This window comes from Lysobacter sp. ISL-50 (genome assembly GCF_018612875.1).
Classification (GTDB): Bacteria; Pseudomonadota; Gammaproteobacteria; order Xanthomonadales; family Xanthomonadaceae; genus Lysobacter.
On record NZ_JAGGRI010000038.1, the window covers coordinates 60181 to 80414 of the forward strand.

Consider the following 20234-nt stretch of genomic DNA (forward strand, 5'->3'; position numbering starts at 1 on the left):
GCAAGGGAGCAATACGGGTATGAGCCGGTTCGTGCTGTCGCGGAATTTCCTGCTGGTGTGGATCGGGCAGATGCTCTCGGGCATCGGCTCGAAGCTGTCGAGCTTCGCCCTGGGGCTGTGGGTGCTGCGCACCACCGGCTCGACCACCCAGTTCGCGATCACCTTCATCGTCACCGCGCTGCCGGCGATCTTCGCCGCGCCCTGGGCCGGCGCGCTGGTCGATCGCTGGGACCGGCGCACGATCCTGATGGTCTGCGACGTGGCGGCGATGACGCTGATGGCGTCGCTGGCCTTGCTGCTGTCCGCCGGCCAACTCGCAGTCTGGCACGTGTACGCGGTCGCCGCGACGGCCTCGCTGCTGGAAACCTTTCGCAAGCCGGCCTTCCTCGCCAGCGTGCCGCTGCTGGTGCCGGCGCAGCATCTGCCGCGCGCGAACGGGCTGGTCCACTCCGGCGAAGCCGCGGCGTCGATCTGCGGGCCGCTGCTGGCCGGTTTCCTGGTCAGCGCCATCGATTTCAAGGGCGTGCTGTTGATCGACGCCTCGACCTTCGCCGTCGGCATCGTGACTTTGTTGCTGGTGACGATCCCGCGCGCGCCGGCGACCACCGGCGCCGCTCCCGAAAGCGCCTTGCGCGAAGCGATGATCGGCTGGCGCTACGTGCACGGCCGACCAGGGCTGCTCGGCCTGTTGAAGGTGTATGGCTATAACCATTTCGTGTTCGCCATCGCCAGCGTGCTTATCGCGCCCTTGCTGCTGTCGTTCTCCACGCCGGAGCGGGTCGGCATGCAATACGCCATCAGCGGCTGCGGCCTGCTGCTCGGCGGACTGGCGATGACGGTATTGGGCGGGCCGAAGAAGCGCATCAACGGGGTGCTGGTGTTCTCGATGCTCGGCGGCGTGTTCCTGGCCGTGCATGGGCTGCATCCCACGTTCCTTCTGGTCGCGGTGGCGGGTTTCGTGTTGTTCACGATGTTGCCGGCGATCGACGCCTCCAACAACTCGCTGTGGCAGAGCAAGGTTCCGCCGCAGTTGCTGGGCCGTTGCTTCGCGATCCAGGACCTGGTGCTCAACGTGGCGATGGCGATCGGTTACTGCCTGGCCGGGCCGTTGTCGGATTACGTGTTCGGCCCGGCCCTGCTTGAAAACGGATGGCTGGCCGACAGCGTCGGCAGCGTGATCGGCGTGGGCCCCGGCCGCGGCATCGGCCTGATGTTCGTGCTGCTGGGCGTGTCGATGAGCCTGGTCGCGCTGTGGGCCTACGGCGTGCCGGCGATCCGCCGCATCGACGAACTCGAAGACGTGGCGGCAGCCGAAGAAAAGAATCAAATCATCGCCGAGCCCTCTTACTGAGGCGCGGCGCGGGTCACCAGGCGGCCTCTAGGGGACGGCCGGTTCACAACGACAGGAAGTGCAGCGATGAACAGGAAGTATCGAGCAGGTCAGCAAGGCTGGCGCGACAACGTGAAGGCAAGGAGTGCGAAATGAAGACTGAGTCAGGGCAATCCCCGGCGCCGTGCAAGCACGCCGCCGCGGCCGCCGGACACAACGACCAGGCGCCGGCGGCGGTGCAGTCGTCGGCGGTGCCGCGACTGATGCGGGTCTCGGAAGTGGAGCGCGAATGCGAGCCGTCTTCGACCTTGGCCGGCATGCTCAAGTGGGTGCGCGAATTCATCGGCGCGCCGCATCCCGACCTCGGCCGCTCCGGTTCGATCTGCCCGTTCGTCCCGGGCGCCTTGAACATGGACACGATCTGGATTTCCGAGGTCGCCGACGCCGAGCCCACCGTGGACAGCATCTCGCAGATCATCAAGGAATACCGCAACGTATTCCTGGCGACCGAGCCGACCAAGTCGCCGGACTCGATCAACAAGGCGTTCCTGGTCGCGTTCCCGACCCTGACCGCGCGCGGCGCGGAAGGCGCGGCGCTGGTCGATAAGGTGCAGTACCGGCTCAAGCCGTACTTCGTCGATCAGGGCATGATGCTGGGCGAGTTCCATTCGATGAACGAAAGCCCGGGCCTGCGCAATCCCGACTTCCGTCCGTTGCGCAGCCCGGTGCCGATGCTCGCCATCCGCCTGATGGTCGAATCGGATCTGCCGTTCATGACCCGCGATCTGTATGCGCCGCAAGAGCGTGCCGCGTTCCTGCGCTCGTACCTGTATCGCCTGGGCGGATCGCTCAAGCCGTCCAAGTTCAACGAAGCGCTGGAGAAGCTGATCGTCGCCGAGGTCGCCATGCGCGCCGTGCCGGCCGACGCCGCCGAAGCGGCGGTGGAGCCGGCATGAACCTGCATACGCGAGAACACGCCGATGGCAGCGCCAGCCTGGGCAAGGCCGAGACGATCGCCAGCGACACGCCATCCAGCGAGCGTATCGCCATCGTCGGCGGCGGCCTGGCCGGTTCGATGCTGACCCTGGCGCTGGCGCAGAAGGGCTACGCGGTCGATCTGTACGAGCGCCAGCCCGATCCGCGCACGCAGGGCGGCCGCGCCGGCCGTTCGATCAACCTGGGCTTGTCCAAGCGCGGCATGCAGGCGCTGGAGATGGTCGGCCTGCTGCAGACCGTGCTCGATACCGCGGTGGTGATGAGCGGCCGGGTGATCCACGCGCCCGACGGCAGCACGCGCTATCAGCCCTACGGCAAGGACGCCAGCGAAGTCCTGCATTCGATCGACCGCAACGAGCTGGGCCATCTGCTGCTGGATCACGCCGAGCGCCATCCGCAGGTGCGCCTGCACTTCGGCCATCGTCTGGCGCAGGTAGACAAGGCCGCGCGCACGGTCGAGTTCGAAACCGCGCAGGGCCGCGTGGTCGCGCATCCGCAGTGGATGGTCGGCGCCGACGGCGCGTTCTCCAGCGCGCGGCGTGAACTGCAGCGCGGCGAGCGCGCCAACTACCAGCAGGAATACCTGGAGTGGGGCTACAAGGAACTGACCCTGGCGCCCGGCGCCGACGGCCAGTCGGTGATCGAGCTGACCGCGCTGCACGTGTGGCCGCGCAGCCATTGCCTGTTCGTCTCCCATCCCAACCGCGACGGCTCGCACACTCTGACCTTGTTCCTGCCGTTCGAAGGCGAGGACAGCTTCGCCACGGTGCGCACGCCGGAAGAAATCACCGCGCTGATCAGCAAGTACTTCCCCGATCTGGTGCGGTTGCTGCCGGGGCTGATCGAGGAATGGATGAAGCATCCGGTCGGCTCGCTGATCACCACCCGCACCGCGCCGTGGACCTTCGGCGATTGGGCGGTGCTGGTCGGCGATGCCTGCCATGCGGTGTATCCGTTCTACGGCCAGGGCATGAACTCGGCGTTCGAGGATTGCTGCGTGCTGGTGTCCGCGCTGGGCGCGAACCCGGGCGACACCGCCGCGGCGTTCCACGCCTACGAGCAGTCCCGGCGCCAGCACACCGACGTGCTTTGCGAGCTGTCGAAGGAGAACTTCGTCGAGCTGCGCAAGAAGGTGCAGTCGCCGTGGTTCGTCGCGCGCAAGCGCCTGGACATCGCCCTCAACCGCGTGTGGCCCAAGCGCTGGCTGCCGCTGTACTCGATGATCGCGCACACGACCATGCCCTACGGCGAAGCGCGCGCCCGCGCCCGCCAGCAGGACGCGATCCTGCTGCGCTCGGCGAAGGCGCTGGCCGCGGTCGCGGTGTGCGGCGTCGCCGCGGCGGCCTGGTGGTGGCTGCGATGACGGCCGTGCTCGTAATGGCCCGCACCGGCCCGCGCACGGGCCGGTCGCGGATGGATCGGCGCTCACAGGGAATGGAGGCTCGCCGTGGTCTTTAACTCGCTCACGTTCCTGGTGTTTTTCGCCGTGGTGCTGTTCCTGCACAACCTGCGGCTGCCGTGGTCGGTCAAGAAAGCCAATCTGCTGGTGGCGAGTTTTCTGTTCTACGCCGCCTGGAACCCGCCGTTCCTGTTGCTGCTGTGGGCGTCCACCGTGGTCGATTGGGCCGTGGCGCTGAAGATCCATCGCCAGACCGATCAAGGCCGGCGACGGGCCTGGCTGATCGTGTCGATCATCTTCAACCTGAGCTTCCTGGGTTTCTTCAAGTACGGCAACTGGGCGCAGGAGAACTGGCATGCGCTGATGCAGTTGATCGGCGTGCAGTACACCGCGCCGAAGTGGAACATCCTGCTGCCGGTCGGCATCTCGTTCTACATCTTCCATTCGATGTCCTACACGCTGGACATCTATTGGAAGCGGGTCGAGCCGATCGCGAAGCTGTTCGACTTCGCCTTGTTCGTGTCGTTCTTCACCCAGTTGGTGGCCGGCCCGATCCTGCGCACCGCCGATCTGGTGCCGCAGTTCCAGCGTCCGCGCACCGCCACGGCCAATCAGCTGTGCTGGGGGTTCGCGCTGATGATCTTCGGCATGTTCGAGAAAGTGGTGCTGGCCGACGGCGTGTTCGCGCCGGCGGTGGATGCGGTCTACGGCAACGGCGAGCCGATCACCGGTATCGACGCCTGGGTCGGAACGGCCTCGTTCGCCACGCAGATTTTCTTCGACTTCGCCGGTTACTCGGTCACCGCCATCGGCGCGGCCATGTGCCTGGGCTTCAGCATTCCGAACAACTTCCGCGCGCCGCTGGCGGCGATCGGCATCGCGGAATACTGGCGGCGCTGGCATATTTCGTTTTCGACCTGGCTGCGCGACTACGTGTACTACCCGCTGGGCGGCAGTCGCGACGGCGAAGCGCGCACCTACCTCAATCTGATGATCACCTTGTTGATCAGCGGCCTGTGGCACGGCGCGAACTGGACCTTCGTGATCTGGGGCGGCGTATTCGGCCTGCTGCTGTGCGGCGAGCGCTGGATGCGGCGCAAGACCAAGGCCTGGAACATTCCCACGGGGCTGTGGTTCCAGGTCAGCATGATGTTGCTGACGTTCTGGATCGTCACCTGCACCCGCGTGCTGTTCCGTTCGCCGACGCTGGCCGAGGCGATGTCGATCTACCGCAGCATGATCGGCCTGCATGCCGATGCCGCGCCGATCCTGTCGCTGTATCAGATCGTTCTGAGCCTGGTCTGCGTGGTCCTGACCCTGTTCGCGCATTGGCATATGCGCGACAAGGAGCTGGAACACGTGGTTGCGCGCGCTCCGCAATGGCTGCTGGTTTCGGCCATGAGCGGCATGCTGTTTCTGACCATCATTACGCAAGGGAATGGCGATGGTTTCATCTACTTCCAGTTTTGACGCTGGCGCCGTCGCCCCCGATCTGCTCGGGCCCGATCCGTCGCAGCGTCCGCATTCGGCGATTTCCACCGCCGATTCGGAGAGCAGCTTCGGCACTGGGCTGGCGCGTCCGGTACCGGATCAGCCCTGGCCGAAGCTGATGCTGAAGGTGCTGATCAGCACCTTCCTGCTGGTGCTGGGCTGGGAGATCGCGATGCGCCAACTCGGCCTGCAGGCGGGCGATCTGGACGACGATCGCGACTACTGGGTCGAACAACGGCGCCGGCTCGACAAGATGCCGGCCGACTCGGTGGTGATCATCGGCGACTCGCGCGTGCTGTTCGGCACCGAGCTGAGCAAGTGGGAGGAACTCACCGGACGCAAGCCGCTGCAGCTCGCCTTGCCTGCGACCAGCGCGCAGCCGTTCCTGCACGATCTGGCCTCCGACGAGCGCTTCGCCGGGCTGGTGGTGGTCGGCATCAGCGAATCGAGCTATTTCAGCGATGAGCTGGGCCGGCGCGTGACGGTGCTGAAGTACATCGATCACCAGACGCCTTCTCAGCAGTCCGGCCATCTGCTGTACAAGGCCGCCTCGCGCGAGATGGCGTTCCTGGACAGCAACTACACCTTGTTCAAGCTGCTCGAACGGGCCGACTGGCCGCAACGCGAAGGCGTGGCGCCGCTGTCGGTATGGAAGATCGCCGAGTCCTACGACGACCGTCAGATGTATCTGTGGAACCGGATCGAGACCGATCCGCGCCTGAACGAACACGCGCGCTACGTCTGGGGCCAGTACTGGATCGGCGATCCGATCGAAAAGGACCTGGTCGATCGCGTGATCGCCAAGACCAAGCCCGACATCGATCGCATCCGCGCCAGGGGCGGTGAAGTGGTGTGGTTGCGCACGCCTTCGGCCGGCCATCTGCTGGATGTGGAGCGCGTGCGCTTCCCGCGCGCGGTGGGCTGGGATCGATTGATGCGCGAGACCAACTCGTTCGGCATCCATTTCGAGGACTACACCCAGATGCACAACCTCGACATTCCCGAGTGGTCGCACCTCTCGCAATCCGGGGCGCAGGTCTACACCGACGCCTACGTGAAGGTGCTGATGGACCGGGTGGAGTGGCTGAAGGTGCACAGCAAGCGTTGGCAAGAGGAGGGCAGGCGCAAACCCGGCGACGGATGAACCCGGACGGTCCATGCCGGCCCGGCGCCAACGCGCGGGCCTTTAGCGGATTCCATTCAACTCTTGCCAAGCACAGGTAGCCCCATGTCCATTGCAGTCACAACCGACGCCATCGCGCCGGTCAAGGAAAAACCCGCGGCGCCGCACCTGGATTACCGACCCGACGTCGATGGCCTGCGCGCCATCGCGGTATTGCCGGTGGTGATCTTCCACGCGTTCCCGGCGCTGATACCCGGCGGCTTCGTCGGCGTGGATATCTTCTTCGTCATCTCCGGTTATCTGATCACCGGCATCCTGCTGCGCGCCTTGAACAAGCAGCAGTTCAGCCTGCTGGGCTTCTACGGCCGCCGCATCAAGCGCATCTTCCCGGCGCTGATCACCATGATGATCACCGTGTTCCTGCTCGGCTGGCTGGTGCTGTTGCCGGACGAATTCGAGCAACTGGGCAAACACATAGCGGCCGGCGCGGCCTTCGTGCTCAATCTGAGTCTGTTCATCGACACCAACCTGTACTTCGGCGCGATCGAGGCGCCGCTGGTGCATTTGTGGTCGCTGGGCGTGGAAGAGCAGTTCTACCTGGTGTGGCCGCTGCTGCTGTGGGCTACGTGGCGGCTGGGCCGCTGGCAGGTGGCGCTGCTCGGCGCGATCACCGTGGTGTCGTTCTACCTGAACGTCTCGGCCGTGCACGAAGAACCGCTGCAGTCGTTCTATCTGCCGACCGCGCGCCTGTGGGAGCTGTCGCTCGGCGGCCTGCTAGCCTTCGCCACCCAGAACAAGGCCGCCCATGGCGGACATGAAAGCCTGCCGTCGTGGATTCCGCACAACGGTGTGTTCGGCGACAACGCCCGCGCCAATCTCGGCGCGGTGCTGCTGATCGGTTCGTTCGCGTTCCTGCACAACAAGATGGAGTTCCCGGGCTGGTGGGCGCTGGCACCGGTGATCGGTTCGGTGCTGCTGATTTCCGCCGGCCCCGGCAGCTTCATCAGCCGCCGCGTGCTGAGCCAGCGCTGGATGGTGTTCGTCGGCCTGATCAGCTACCCGCTGTACCTGTGGCATTGGCCGCTGCTGTCGCTGGCCCACACCATCGACTGGCGCGACTACACCCCGGCCCTGCGCGTGGGCGTGTTGGCCTTGTCGTTCGTGCTGGCGTGGCTGACCTATCGCTACATCGAGCGGCCGCTGCGCGGCTCGACGAAGACGCTCAAGGTCGCCAGCGGCCTGTTCGCGACGATGGCGGTGTGCGCGGTCGGCGGCTGGCTGACCTACAAGACCCAGATCCCGGCGCGTCCGATCCCGGCCGATGTGGCCAAGATCCTCGCCGCCGAGAACGAGGACTTCCCGTATCCGAAGGAGCCGGGCTTCCTGAATGTCGGCACCGGCGCGAAGAAGGTCTTGTTCATCGGCGACAGCACCCTGGCGCAGTACCACTGGCGCGTGGACAAGGTGCTCAAGGAGCATCCGGGCAACAGCCGCGGCGCGATCTTCGCCTGGCGCCCGGGTTGCGCCCCGCACGACGAAATCACCCGCGTCGCCCACGCCAAGTGCCGGCAGCTGCTGGTCGATGCCATCGCCATGGCCAAGACCGCGCCGATCGAATCGGTGGTGATCGGCTTCTCCTGGTATTCGTACCTGACCGGCAACCGCGACAGCGATCACGTCGGCGAAGTGCGCCCGCTGCTGCCGGTGGCCGATCCGGCGCTGGAGAACGTGCGCCGCATGGTCGAGGGATTCGCCGCCTCGGGCAAGAAGGTCTACATCATGCAGAACGCGCCGCTCAACCCCGGTTTCGCGCCGCGGCAGATGGTTCAGCGCACCATTTTTGCGCCTGGTTTCCGCGTCAACAGCGAGCCGGCGAGCAAGCAGCACCTGTTGACCGCGTACGAGCCGTTCCTGGTACGGTTGCGGCAGATCGCCAAGGACAACAACGCGACCCTGATCGATCCGCTCGGCGGCCTGTGCCCGGATGGCGAATGCCCTTCGATCACCAAGAACGACGAGCCGATCTATCGCGACGCGTTCCATCTGCGCAAGTTCTACATTCTCGAGAGCGTGAGCTACATCGATCCCGTCGTTCTCGATACCGGACATGATTCCATGCCCGGCAGCCGCTAGGAGAAACTGCAGTGCGTTCGTCAGTCAGCAATGCCATGGCGCTCGCCGCCGGATGCGCGCTCGCGCTTGTGTTGCCTGCTTGCGGCGAAAGCCGCTCGCAGGAGGACGGCAGCAAGCCGCCGCAGCAGGTCGGTGTGGTCACGCTCGTCGATGCCCCGTTGGTCCTGACCCAGGAACTGCCGGGCCGCACCCGCGCGATGCAGGTCGCCGACATCCGCCCGCAGGTCAGCGGCATCGTGAAAAAGCGCTTGTTCGTCGAGGGCGAATTCGTCCAGGCCGGGCAGGCGCTGTACCAGCTCGACGACGCGGTGTACCGGGCGAGCTTCGACAGCGCGCAGGCCAATCTGCGCAAGGCCGAGGTCACCGCCCATGCCGCGCAACTGGCGGCCAAGCGTTCGCGCGAGTTGAACAAGATCCACGCGGTCAGCGAGCAGGACAACGAGAGCGCCGTCATGGCCGCCGACCAGGCCCAGGCCGAAGTCGGCGTGGCGCGCGCCACTTTGCAAAGCGCGCGCGTCAATCTGGCTTACGCCAATATCGTCGCGCCGATCAGCGGGCGCATCGGCAAGTCCAACGTCACCGAAGGTTCGCTGGTCACCGCCAACCAGGACGAGCCGTTGGCGCTGGTGCAGAAGCTCGATCCGATCTACGTCGATGTCAACCAGCCCAGCGCCAATTGGCTGGCATTGAAGCAGGCGATCGATTCGGGCCGGCTGCAATCCAGCGACGCCGGCGCGGCGGTCAGCATCCAGCTGGAAAACGGCGCGGCTTACGCTCACGAAGGCAAGTTGCAGTTCTCCGACGTGACCGTCGACCCGACCACGGGCAACTTCCTGCTGCGCGCGGTGGTGCCCAATCCGAAGCTGACTTTGCTGCCGGGCATGTACGTGCGCGCGATCGTCAAGGAGGGCACGCTCGCCGATGCCTTGCTGGCGCCGCAGCAGGCGGTGACCCTGGACGCCGACGGCAAGGCCAGCGCCTGGGTCGTGGACAAGGACAACAAGGTCAAGCTGCGCAGCGTGCGCGTGTCGCGCACGGTCGGCGACCAGTGGCTGGTCGAGGACGGGCTCAAGGCGGGCGAACGCGTGATCGTGGAAGGCGGGCAGAAGGTGGAGCCCGACATGCTCGTGCAGGCGGTGCCGGCGTCCAAGCCGGCGCCGGCCGCGAGCGCCGGCCGTTAACTCAGGGAAGACTGGATGTCGCATTTTTTCATCAAGCGTCCCATCCTCGCGTGGGTGCTCGCGATCGTCACCGTGCTGGCCGGGCTGTATGCGCTGACGCGGTTGCCGATTTCGCGCTATCCCGATATCGCGCCGCCGTCGGTGGATATCGAGGCCAGCTATCCGGGCGCCTCGGCCGAAACCGTGGAGGAGTCGGTCACGCAGATCATCGAGCAGAACGTGACCGGGCTGGAGGGGCTCAAGGACATCGTCTCCACCAGCGACCGTTACGGCAACGTCACCGTCAGCCTGACCTTCGTCAACGGCACCGATCAGGACTTCGCCCAGATCCAGGTGCAGAACAAGCTGCAGCAGGCCACGCCGCTGCTGCCGCAGATCGTGCAGCAGCAGGGGATTTCGGTCACCAAGGCCAGCGGCGCGCGCCAGTTGGTGGTCGCCTTCGTCTCCACCAACGGCAATCTGCGCACGGATGAAATCGACGACTTCGTCGCCACCACCGTGTTCGATTCGCTCAGCCGCGTGCCCGGCGTCGGCACCGTGCAGTTGTTCGGCTCCAAGCGGGCGATGCGGATCTGGCTGGACGCGGACAAGCTCAACTCGTACAAGCTCACCCCCGCCGACGTGTCGGCGGCGGTGCAGGCGCAGAACTCGCAGGCCTCCATCGGCCAGCTCGGCGACACGCCGTCGGTGCAGGGCCAGCAGCTCAACGCCTCGGTGATCGCGCTGGGCCGGCTGCGCACGCCGGAGCAGTTTCGCAACATCATCCTGCGCAACGAAAGCGGCAGCGGCGCGAGCCTGCGCCTGGGCGATGTCGCCCGGATCGAACTGGGCCGCGCCGACTACAGCCGCCTGGCGCGCTACAACGGCAAGCCCACCTCGGGCATCGGCATCACCCTGGCCAACGGCGCCAACTCGCTGGCGATGGTGGAAGGCGTCAAGGCCCAGCTCGACCGGCTCAAGCCGCAGATGCCGCGCGGGCTGACCGCGGTGTTTCCGTTCGACACCTCGCCTTACGTGCGCATGTCGATCCTCGGCGTGATCGAAACCTTGTTCGTGGCGATCTTCCTGGTGTTCGTGGTGATGTACCTGTTCCTGCAGGACATCCGCGCCACCCTGATCCCGACCATCGCCGTGCCGGTGGTGCTGCTGGGAACCTGCATCGTGCTGGCCGTGGTCGGGCTGTCGATCAACATGCTGACCATGTTCGCGGTGGTGCTGGCGATCGGCCTGCTGGTGGACGATGCGATCATCGTGGTCGAGAACGTCGAGCGGCTGATGCACGAAGAGGGGATGACGCCGGTGGAGGCGACCTCGCAGTCGATGCGGCAGATCACCGGCGCGCTGATCGGCATCGCCTCGGTGCTGTCGGTGATCTTCATTCCGATGTCGTTCCTGCAAGGCTCGGCCGGGGTCATCTACCGGCAGTTCTCGATCACCATCGTCTCGGCGATGGTGCTGTCGGTGATCGTCGCCATCGTGCTCACCCCGGCGCTGTGCGTGACCTTGCTCAAGCCCTATGATCCGGCCGCGCCGCGGCGCCAGCGCGGGTTCTTCCATTGGTTCAACACCAAGTTCGACCAGGGCGGGCGGCGTTACGAGGGTTTTATCGCCGGCATGCTCAAGCGGCCGCTGCGCTGGGTGGCGGTGTACCTGGGCCTGGGCGTGCTGATGGCGGTGCTGTTCTTCCGCCTGCCGACCGCGTTCCTGCCCGCCGAGGACCAGGGCTATCTGCTGACGATGGTGCAAGGCCCGGTCGGCGCGACCCAGGCGCGGACCTTGAAGGTGCTCGATCAGGTCGAACACATCTTCCTGAAGGACGAAAGCAAGGCGGTGGCGGCGACCTTCACCGTGGCCGGGTCCAACTTCAGCGGCAAGGGCCAGAACGCCGGCTTCGGCTTCATCCAGCTGCGCGACTGGAGCGAGCGCAAGCCCGCCGAGCTCGGGGTCAAGGCGGTGCAGCAGCGCGCAGCCAAGCAACTGTCGAAGATCACCGATGCGCGCGTGTTCGCCTTCGCGCCGCCGCCGGTGGTCCAGCTCAGCGATTCGGTGGGTTTCGATTTCTATCTGCAGGACAGCTACGGCCAGGGCCACAAGGCGCTGACCGCGGCGCGCGACAAGTTCCTGGAGCTGGCGGCCAAAAGCCCCTTGCTGGCCAACGTGCGCGCCAACGGCCAGGACGACACGCCGCAGCTGTACATCAACATCGATCCGCAGAAGGTCGCCTCGCTGGGGCTGTCGATGAGCGATGTCGAGGACATGCTGTCGGTGGCCTGGGGCGGGCGCTACATCGACGACTTCATCGATCGCGGCCGGGTCAAGCGCGTGGTGATGCAGGCCGACGCGCCGTTCCGCATGCGGCCGGAGGATTTCGGCCGCTGGCACGTGCGCAACACGCAGGGCGAGATGGTGTCGGTGGCGGCGTTCGCGACCTCGCGCTGGGAACACGGCCCGCCGCAGTTGGAGCGCTACAACGGCGTGTCGGCGATGAACCTCAACGGCGAAGCGGTGGAAGGCCTGAGCACCGGCGAGGCGATGCAGGAAGTCGAGCGCCTGGTCGCGCAATTGCCGCAGGGCTTCGCCGCCGAGTTCGTCGGCCAGTCGTTCGAGGAGCGCGAGGCGGTGTCGCAGGCGCCGCTGCTGTACGCGCTGTCGCTGCTGGTGGTGTTCCTGTGGCTGGCGGCCTTGTACGAAAGCTGGTCGATGCCGGTGGCGATTCTGCTGGCGGTGCCGCTGGGCATCATCGGCGTCGTCGTGTTCACCGCGATGCGCGGCATGGAACGCGATGTGTACTTCCAGGTGGCGGTGTTGACCACGGTCGGGCTGACCTCGAAGAACGCGATCTTGATCGTCGAGTTCGCCAAGCACTATGTCGAGCAGGGCAAGTCGCTGATCGAAGCCACGGTGCTGGCCGCGCACAGCCGCCTGCGCCCGATCCTGATGACGTCATTGGCGTTCGGCTTCGGCGTGTTGCCGCTGGCGGTCGCGACCGGCGCCGGCGCCGGCGCCCAGCGCGCGATCGGCACCGGCGTGTTCGGCGGCATGCTCGCCGGCACCTTCCTCGGCGTGATCTTCATTCCGCTGTTCTTCGTGCTGGTGCAGCGGGTGTTCCACAGCTTCCACCGCACCGCCGCGGCGGCGCCGGCGCAGTGACGGCATGCGGCGACCGCTGCGCGCGGTCGCCGCGGCTCAGGCTCGCGCCGCGTCCAGGCGGGTCGCGATGCGCACCTCGCCGGTGGCTGGCACCAGCGGGTATGGCCGCACGGAGAGTTTCATCGGCGGGCGTTGCGGACGAAATGCGGTTTTGTCCGGATTCGCCAAGATCGCATGACCCCAACGTGACATTCGACAGGGGCCTTGCGCAGCCCCGTTGCCGATCATCGGCATTCCCCGCCCCCGAAGGATGCCCGCATGAACGCACGTCGCCTGCCGCTCGCCCTGAGCCTGATCCTCGCCGCGCTGGCCGCCAACGCGCAGGTCGTCGGTGTCGCCGTGGATTCCAAGGCGATCCTGGTCGATGGCCAGAGCGTGATCGCGGCCAGGCCGGCCGGCGATTCGGCGGTGTTCTTCAAGCTCGACGACGGCCAGCTGCGCAGGCTCGGCGAAGTGAAGCTGCCGACCAGTTACCTGGGCCCGCCCGAATCGCTGGCGGTGTCCGCACGCGGCGATCTGGCGCTGGTGGTGTCGTCCTCGCGCGTGGATGCGGCCGACCCGAAGGCTTACGCCAACGATGACACCTTGTCGGTCGTCGATCTGTCCGGCAAGACCCCGCGCGTGACCCAGACCTTGGCGCTCGGCGTGCGGCCGTCCTCGGTCAAGTTCCATCCCGGCGGCGCGATGGCGGTGGTGGCGTCCAATCCCGACAACGCGCTGGTGTGGCTGTCGATCCGCGACGGCAAGGTCGCCATCGCCGGCAAGCAAATCCTGGACGCAGGGCGCGGGCCGCTCACCGCGTCGTTCTCGGCCGACGGCAAGCGCATGCTGGTCGCCCAGGCCGACGCCCAGCGCGTGTCGTTGTATGCATTGGAAAACGAGCGCATCAAGACCCCGCCGATCCGCGACATGGTCGCCGGCGTCACGCCGTTCACCGTCGCCTACTGCGGCGACAGCGGACTGGCCGTGGTCGGCAACTTCGGCATTCCCGATGCCGGCAACGGCGATATCGACACGGTCAGCCTGATCGACACCACCGGCGCCAAGCCGCGCGTGATCGACACCGTCGCTGTCGGTTCGGCGCCGGAAGACGTCGCCTGTTCGCCCGACGGCCGCTATGCGGCGGCGACGGTGCAGAACATGAGCAACCGGCCGAAGGATCATCCCTTCTATTCGCCGAACAGCCTGGTGGTGTTGTTGAAGCTCGAAGACCGCCGGCTGCGGCGCGTGGCCGAAGCGCCGATCGGCGCCTGGGCCGAGGGCCTGGTATTCGGCGAGGATTCCAGGACCGTGCTGGCGCAGAGCATCGACGATCGCGCGCTGCATGTGCTGAGGATCGACGGCGACACGCTGAAGCCGGCGCGGGCGCCGATCGTATTCGGCAACGGCGCGCCGGTGGGCATCGGCATCGCCGGGCGTTGAATTCAAGCTGCGGCGATAGCTCGAGGTCTTTTGTAGGAGGGGCTTCAGCCCCGATGCTTTTCGGTCAGATCCGCGGAAAGTTCAAGGCGATTTGAGCCAAGAGCATCGGGGCTGAAGCCCCTCCCACAAAAGACGTCCAAGCCGCGTCGGCCGGCGTCACGATCAAATGCTGAGGATCGACGGCATCGGCATCGCCGGGCGTTGATTTCGAGCTGCGGCGATACCTCGAGGTCTTTTGTAGGAGGGGCTTCAGCCCCGATGCTTTTCGGCCAGATCCGCGGAAAGTTCAAGGCGATTTGAGCCAAAAGCATCGGGGCTGAAGCCCCTCCCACAAAAGACGTCCAAGCCACGTCGACCGGCGCCACGATCAAATGCTGAGGATCGACGGCATCGGCATCGCCGGGCGTTGAGTTCAAGCTGCGGCGATAGCTCGAGGTCTTTTGTAGGAGGGGCTTCAGCCCCGATGCTTTTCGGCCAGATCCGCGGACAGTTCAAGGCGATTTGTGCCAAGAGCATCGGGGCTGAAGCCCCTCCCACAAAAGACGTCCAAGCCGCGTCGGCCGGCGCCACTATCAAATGCTGAGGATCGATGGCATCGGCATCGCCGGGCGTTGAGTTCAAGCTGCGGCGATAGCTCGAGGTCTTTTGTAGGAGGGGCTTCAGCCCCGATGCTTTTCGGCCAGATCCGCGGACAGTTCAAGGCGATTTGTGCCAAGAGCATCGGGGCTGAAGCCCCTCCCACAAAAGACGTCCAAGCCGCGTCGGCCGGCGTCACGATCAAATGCTGAGGATCGACGGCATCGGCATCGCCGGGCGTTGATTTCGAGTTGCGGCGATAGCTCGAGGTCTTTTGTAGGAGGGGCTTCAGCCCCGATGCTTTTCGGCCAGATCCGCGGACAGTTCAAGGCGATTTGAGCCAAGAGCATCGGGGCTGAAGCCCCTCCCACAAAAGCCCCCGGGCCGCGCCGCCGGCGCCACCATCAAAACCACTCCGCCCGCATCGCATGCGCGCTCGGCTCGGCTTCGCTCACCAGCTTCGCCGCCAGTTCCACCTGTGGCAATTCATGGGCGAAGAAGAACCGGCAAGCCTGCAGCTTGCCTTGATAGAACGCGGTATCGGCTTCGTTGGTGGTGGCCAGCGCGCCTTGCGCGATCGTCGCCTGACGCAGCCACAACCAGCCGATGACGACATGGCCGAGCAGGGTCATGTAGTGCCCGGCGTTGGCCAAACCCAGGCGCACCTCGCCGGCGGCCATGCGCTGGCCTACCGCGGCGGTGGTGGCGCCAGCGAGCTTCGCCGCGGCGCCCAGTTGCGCGGCCAGCGCCTGCAGTTCCGGCAACGCGGCGGCCTGCGCGCAACTCGCGCCGATCTCGCGCAACAGCAGCTTCAACGCCGCGCCGTTTTGCATCATCGCCTTGCGCCCGAGCAGGTCCAGCGCCTGGATGCCGTTGGTGCCTTCGTGGATCGGGTTGATGCGGTTGTCGCGATAGCATTGCTCGACCGGATACTCGCGGGTGTAGCCATAGCCGCCGAGAATCTGGATCGCCAGTTCGTTGGCCTTGAGCGAGTAATCCGAACCCCAGGCCTTGATGATCGGCGTCAGCAGATCCAGCAGCAGCGCGCTTTCGCCACGCACGGTTTCGTCCGGATCGCGCGCCTGATCGACCAGCAGCGCGGTGTAGAAGCCCAGCGCCTGCGCGCCCTCGACCCAGCATTTCTGCAACAGCAGCATGCGCCGCACGTCGGCGTGCTCGATCAGCGGCAGCGGCGGCGAGGCCGGATCTTTCTGGTCCGGATGACGTCCCTGATGGCGTTCGCGCGCGTACTGCAGCGAATACAGATACGCCGCGCTGCCTTGCTGCACCGCGCCCAGGCCGACGCCGATGCGTTCCTCGTTCATCATGTGGAACATGTACGTCAGGCCCTGGTGCGGCTGGCCGACCAGATAGCCGTGGCAGTCGCCGGACTCGCCGAACTTGAGGAAGGTGTTGACGCTGCCGCGTTGGCCCATCTTGTGGTTCAGTCCGGCCAGGCTGACATCGTTGCGCGGCCCGCGCGCGCCGTCGCCATCGACGCGCCAGCGCGGCACGATGAACAAGCTGATGCCGCGCACGCCGGGCGGCCCGCCGGGAATCTTCGCCAGCACCAGATGCACGATGTTTTCGCCTAGCTCGTGGTCGCCGGCGGAGATCCACATCTTCGCGCCGCTGAGGCGATAACTGCCGTCGGCCTGCGGTTCGGCCTGGGTCTTGATGTCGGCGAGCGACGAGCCCGCCTGCGGCTCGGACAGGCACATGGTGCCGTAGTAGCGGCCATCGACGATCGGCTTCATGTACAGCCGTTTCTGTTCGTCGCTGGCATAAACATCCAGCAGGTTGGCCACGCCGCGCGCCAGCGCCGGATAGGCGACGGTGGACGGATTGGCCGCGGAGAACATGCAGTCGCAGACCGCGCCGATCACGAACGGCAATTGCATGCCGCCGTCCTCGAAGTCGGCCAGCACCGCCATGAAGCCGGCTTCGTTGAAGGCCTGCAGGCTTTCGCCGATTTCCGGAATCAGCTCGACCCGGCCATCGACCATGCGCGGTTCGTTGAGATCGCTCTTGCGGTTGTGCGGCAGGAACTTGCTCACCGCCAGTTGATGCGCCAGTTCGATCGCCGCGTCGAAGGTTTCGCGGCCGTGCTCGGCGAAGCGCGGATAGCGCGCCAGGCGCTCCACGTCGAGCAGCTCGTACAGCATGAAATCCAGATGGCGGCGGTCGATCAGCGGACTGGAACTCATGCTTGCGCTCCGGGATTGGGTGAGTCATTCTTCACATGTGACTCATTGGGAGTCAAGCCGTGAATTCGCCCAGACCATGCCCAAGTCGCCCGCGCGCAAGCCCGCAGCCCCGCCGAAAGGCCCGTCCAGGCCGGTTTCGGCCAAGCGCGCCGCGGTCCAGGCCGAACCGGCGCCGGCGCCGCGCGCGGCCCGGACCCGGCTCGGGCAGGTCTTGCGCGAACCCACGCCGCGTCGCGCCACGCCGCTGGACCTGTTCCGCGCCGCGCGCCGCGGCTGGATCGCGGGCGAGCGACTGGACATCGGCGCATTGGCCGCCGAGTTGGGCATCGGCCGCGCCACCGCGTTCCGCTGGGTCGGCAGCCGTGAGCAATTGCTCGGCGAAGTGGTGTGGTCGCTGTGCGAGCCCTTGCTGCAACAGGCCGCGGCGGCGACCTCCGGACGCGGCCCGCGCCGCGTCGCGGCGATCTGCGAATACGCGATCCGGGCGATGCTGGTGTATCCGCCGCTGCGCCGTTTCATCGAGCAGGACGCCGAATTCGCCCTGCGCCTGCTGACGTCGAAACAAGGGCCGGTGCAGGAGCGGGTGATCGGCCAGGTGCGCGAACTGCTGCGCCATCAGGCCGATCAGGGCGCGCTGGTGCTGCCGCTCAATGTCGACACCTTGTCGTACCTGATCGTGCGCTTGTGCGAGTCGTTCCTGTATGCCGATGTGATCAGCGGACAACGCGTGGATGCGGCCGAGGCGGGGTTGGCGATCGAGTTGCTGTTGTCGGGCAAGGTCGAGTCGCGGGCGAAGACATCGCCGCGCGAGCCGGACAAGGCTTCATCGCCACGCCGTCGTGGCGGCGGCGGAAACAGTCGGACATAGTTCGCGCAGCGGTCGCCGGTATCGACCGCATGAATCAAGATCCCTGTCGCGCTCAAGGATAGTCGTCTCGGGTCGCAAGCAGGAGAGGGTGGAATCAGGCTTTACTGCAAGGTCACCGCCAGATCGCGATTCGCCGCCGCTTCGTTGCCGCTGTAGTCGCGGGCGGTGACGCGCAAGGTGTAATCGCCCGGCGGCAGTTCGCTGGGCAGCCACAGCCCGGCGCTCAACTTGCCGTCGCGCACGGTGTTGGTCAGCACGTAGCGGAAGCGGGTGATCGCGCTGCCGTGCACGGTGATGCCGCTGTCGGGCGCGTACACGGTCTTGGTCGCGTCGGCCTGCGAGGGCAGGCGATTGAATTCGATATTCATGCGCGGGCTTGCATAGCCCGGCAGCGGTTGCCCGGTCGCGTCCAGCCACTGATAGCCCAGCGCATACAGGCCCAGGCGCCGGCGCGGCAGGTTGTCGTCCACCTGGTCCCAGGCTTCGGCGACGATCTGCAAACCCGACAGAGCGCGCGACACCAGCACGCGGCCCTTGAGCTTCGTATGCAGCGGCTGCGCCAGCGCGTCCAGCAATTCGATGCGCTGAATGCGTGGCGGGTAGTGGTCGGCGTAGTGGTTGAAGTCCAGGCTGATCGCGTTGCGCTCGTAACCGGCGGCGCCCAGACTCAGATGCACGTGCGCCATCGCGTTGATGGTGCCCAGCGCATCGCCGGCCTTGAAGCGGGTGCCGCGCAACAGGCGCATGCGTTCGATCTTGCCGGCGTCGTCGATGATGGGCTGGAACCGCGCCGGGTCGATCGGCTCGCCCTTGGCGGTGCGGCCGACGCGCATGTGGATGTAGCTGATCTGATCCAGCGCCGCGCCTTCGCCGAGATTGCCGAAGCCCCATGCGCTGGACGGATTGCTGACCTTCGCATCGGCGATCGCCAGCACCTGCTGGCCGATGTCGCCGCGGATGTCGAGGCCGCCGTGCAGATGGTCGCGGCTTTCGTGTTGGCCGTCGCCGCGCACTTCGCCGAGCGTGCCGACCACTTCGTGCCAGCCGTCCTGCGGCTGCAACGGCCAGCGTCCGGCGGTGAACGGCAGCGGGTCCTGCGGCGACGGCCCGGCCACGCTGGCGATTGGTTGCGCCGCGGCCGGGGCGATGCGGTGCACGCGATAACTCGCCGCGTCGGTCACGTACACCGCGCCGTCGCGATCCAGGGTCATGGCGGCCGGCAGCGACAGGCGTTGCTCCTGCGCCTGTCCGGTCAGCACCGTCCAGTTGCCGTCGGGGCGGATCTGCAAGGTCAGGCCCGACAGCAGGTCGCCGACGTACATCACGCCGTCGTGGGCGATCGCCAGCGCCGACGGCCGATACAGCGGATTGCCGCCTTCGCTGTCCGGCACCAGGGTCAGGGTGATCACGTCGCCGTCGGGCTCGACCTTGCGCAGCGCCTTGTTGCGCGTGTCGGCGACCCACAGCAGGCCCTGCGCGTCCAGCGCCAGCGCGGTCGGCGTGTCGAAGCGCGCGATCGCCGCGGCGCCGTCCTGGAATCCGGGCCTGTCGCCGCCGGCCAAGGTGCCGACCGTGCCGTCGGGCTGGATCACGCGGATGCGGTCGTTGTAGGTGTCGGCGACGAACACGCGGCCGCGCTGATCCACGGCGACGCCGATCGGCCCGTTGAACTGCGCCTGCGCGCCGGGGCCGTCGCGATAACCGGCGATGCCGGTGCCGGCCAGCGTGGTGACGGCGCCGAGCTTGGAAATCTTGCGGATCGCATGGTTGCCGGTGTCGGCCACATACAGATTGCCCGCGCTGTCCAGGGCCAGCCCCGACGGCGTGTTGAACGCCGCGGCGGTGCCGACGCCGTCGGTGAAGCCTTCCCGCGAACCGGCCACCGTCGCCACGCTGCCGTCGGGGCGGATCATGCGGATGCGATTGCTGTCGCCGGCATCGCTCAGATACAGCGTGCCGTTGCCGCTGCGCGCCAGCCCGTAGGGATCGGCGAAGCGCGCCTGCGCGGCGGCGCCGTCGCGCAGGCCGCGCACGCCGTCGCCGGCGACCAGTTCCAGTTGCGCGATCCAGCCGATCGGCGTCGGCGCCGGCGGCGCCGCGACCGTTGCGATCAGGCGGCGGGTGCCGGGTTCGAACACGAAGGTCGCGGCGAGCGCCGCGGCGGTGAGGCCGGCGGCGAGCCAGATCCAGGTTTTGCGGGTCATGCGGTTCCTTGGCGCGTGGACGGCGCCGTCGCGGCGCTGTCCTCCTGAGCTGGATTCTAAGTCACTCGGTCCGGACGAGCGCCGTCATCGCTGCCGCGCGCCAACGCCGTTACGGCGAGCGCAAGCGACGCCATCGGTCGCTTGCGCTCGACGC

General features: G+C 66.6%; 12 protein-coding genes. 10 read left to right on the plus strand and 2 right to left on the minus strand.

All coding sequences use genetic code 11. The annotated features are described in order from the left end of the window. The first annotated feature begins 19 nt into the window (after window positions 1-19). The 9 genes from J7J50_RS20165 (at window position 20) to J7J50_RS20205 (ending at window position 14225) form a co-directional block, all read left to right on the plus strand. Window positions 20-1351: an MFS transporter gene (locus J7J50_RS20165; RefSeq protein WP_215057142.1), complete on the plus strand. Its 1332-nt coding sequence runs from the start codon at window positions 20-22 to the stop codon at window positions 1349-1351. 131 nt (window positions 1352-1482) lie between these two features. Then, the gene (locus J7J50_RS20170) at window positions 1483-2286 is read left to right on the plus strand and encodes a DUF6875 domain-containing protein (protein ID WP_215057141.1); all 804 of its coding nucleotides are present in this window, start codon (window positions 1483-1485) and stop codon (window positions 2284-2286) included. Then, entirely contained in the window at window positions 2283-3689 is a 1407-nt protein-coding gene (locus J7J50_RS20175; RefSeq protein ID WP_215057140.1) for an NAD(P)/FAD-dependent oxidoreductase, read from the plus strand. The genes J7J50_RS20170 and J7J50_RS20175 overlap by 4 nt, the downstream gene beginning before the upstream one ends. 84 nt (window positions 3690-3773) lie before the next feature. Then, on the plus strand, window positions 3774-5195 hold the full coding sequence (locus tag J7J50_RS20180; RefSeq protein ID WP_215057139.1) for an MBOAT family O-acyltransferase: 1422 nt from the start codon (window positions 3774-3776) through the stop codon (window positions 5193-5195). Further along, the gene (locus tag J7J50_RS20185) at window positions 5170-6360 is read left to right on the plus strand and encodes a hypothetical protein (RefSeq protein WP_215057138.1); all 1191 of its coding nucleotides are present in this window, start codon (window positions 5170-5172) and stop codon (window positions 6358-6360) included. Before J7J50_RS20180 ends, J7J50_RS20185 begins: the two co-directional genes overlap by 26 nt. Before the next feature lie 84 nt (window positions 6361-6444). After that, on the plus strand, window positions 6445-8472 hold the full coding sequence (locus J7J50_RS20190; RefSeq protein WP_215057137.1) for an acyltransferase family protein: 2028 nt from the start codon (window positions 6445-6447) through the stop codon (window positions 8470-8472). A gap of 11 nt (window positions 8473-8483) precedes the next feature. Next, window positions 8484-9653: an efflux RND transporter periplasmic adaptor subunit gene (locus tag J7J50_RS20195; RefSeq protein WP_215057136.1), complete on the plus strand. Its 1170-nt coding sequence runs from the start codon at window positions 8484-8486 to the stop codon at window positions 9651-9653. 15 nt (window positions 9654-9668) lie between these two features. Continuing rightward, window positions 9669-12803: an efflux RND transporter permease subunit gene (locus J7J50_RS20200; protein WP_215057135.1), complete on the plus strand. Its 3135-nt coding sequence runs from the start codon at window positions 9669-9671 to the stop codon at window positions 12801-12803. Window positions 12804-13061: 258 nt separating this feature from the next. Continuing rightward, window positions 13062-14225 carry a hypothetical protein gene (locus tag J7J50_RS20205; protein ID WP_215057134.1) on the plus strand — a complete coding sequence of 388 codons (1164 nt, stop codon included), beginning with the start codon at window positions 13062-13064 and terminating at the stop codon, window positions 14223-14225. A gap of 980 nt (window positions 14226-15205) precedes the next feature. Here the strand turns inward: J7J50_RS20205 and J7J50_RS20210 are convergent. Then, entirely contained in the window at window positions 15206-17008 is a 1803-nt protein-coding gene (locus tag J7J50_RS20210) for an acyl-CoA dehydrogenase (RefSeq protein ID WP_215057133.1), read from the minus strand. A gap of 76 nt (window positions 17009-17084) precedes the next feature. On the opposite strand from J7J50_RS20210, the gene J7J50_RS20215 reads away from it, so the two are divergent. Beyond that, window positions 17085-17876 carry a QsdR family transcriptional regulator gene (locus tag J7J50_RS20215; protein ID WP_215057132.1) on the plus strand — a complete coding sequence of 264 codons (792 nt, stop codon included), beginning with the start codon at window positions 17085-17087 and terminating at the stop codon, window positions 17874-17876. Window positions 17877-17977: 101 nt separating this feature from the next. Here the strand turns inward: J7J50_RS20215 and J7J50_RS20220 are convergent, their stop codons facing one another. Continuing rightward, complete coding sequence (locus J7J50_RS20220) at window positions 17978-20080, minus strand: NHL repeat-containing protein (RefSeq protein ID WP_215057131.1); 2103 nt, start codon at window positions 20078-20080, stop codon at window positions 17978-17980. Window positions 20081-20234: the final 154 nt, after the last annotated feature.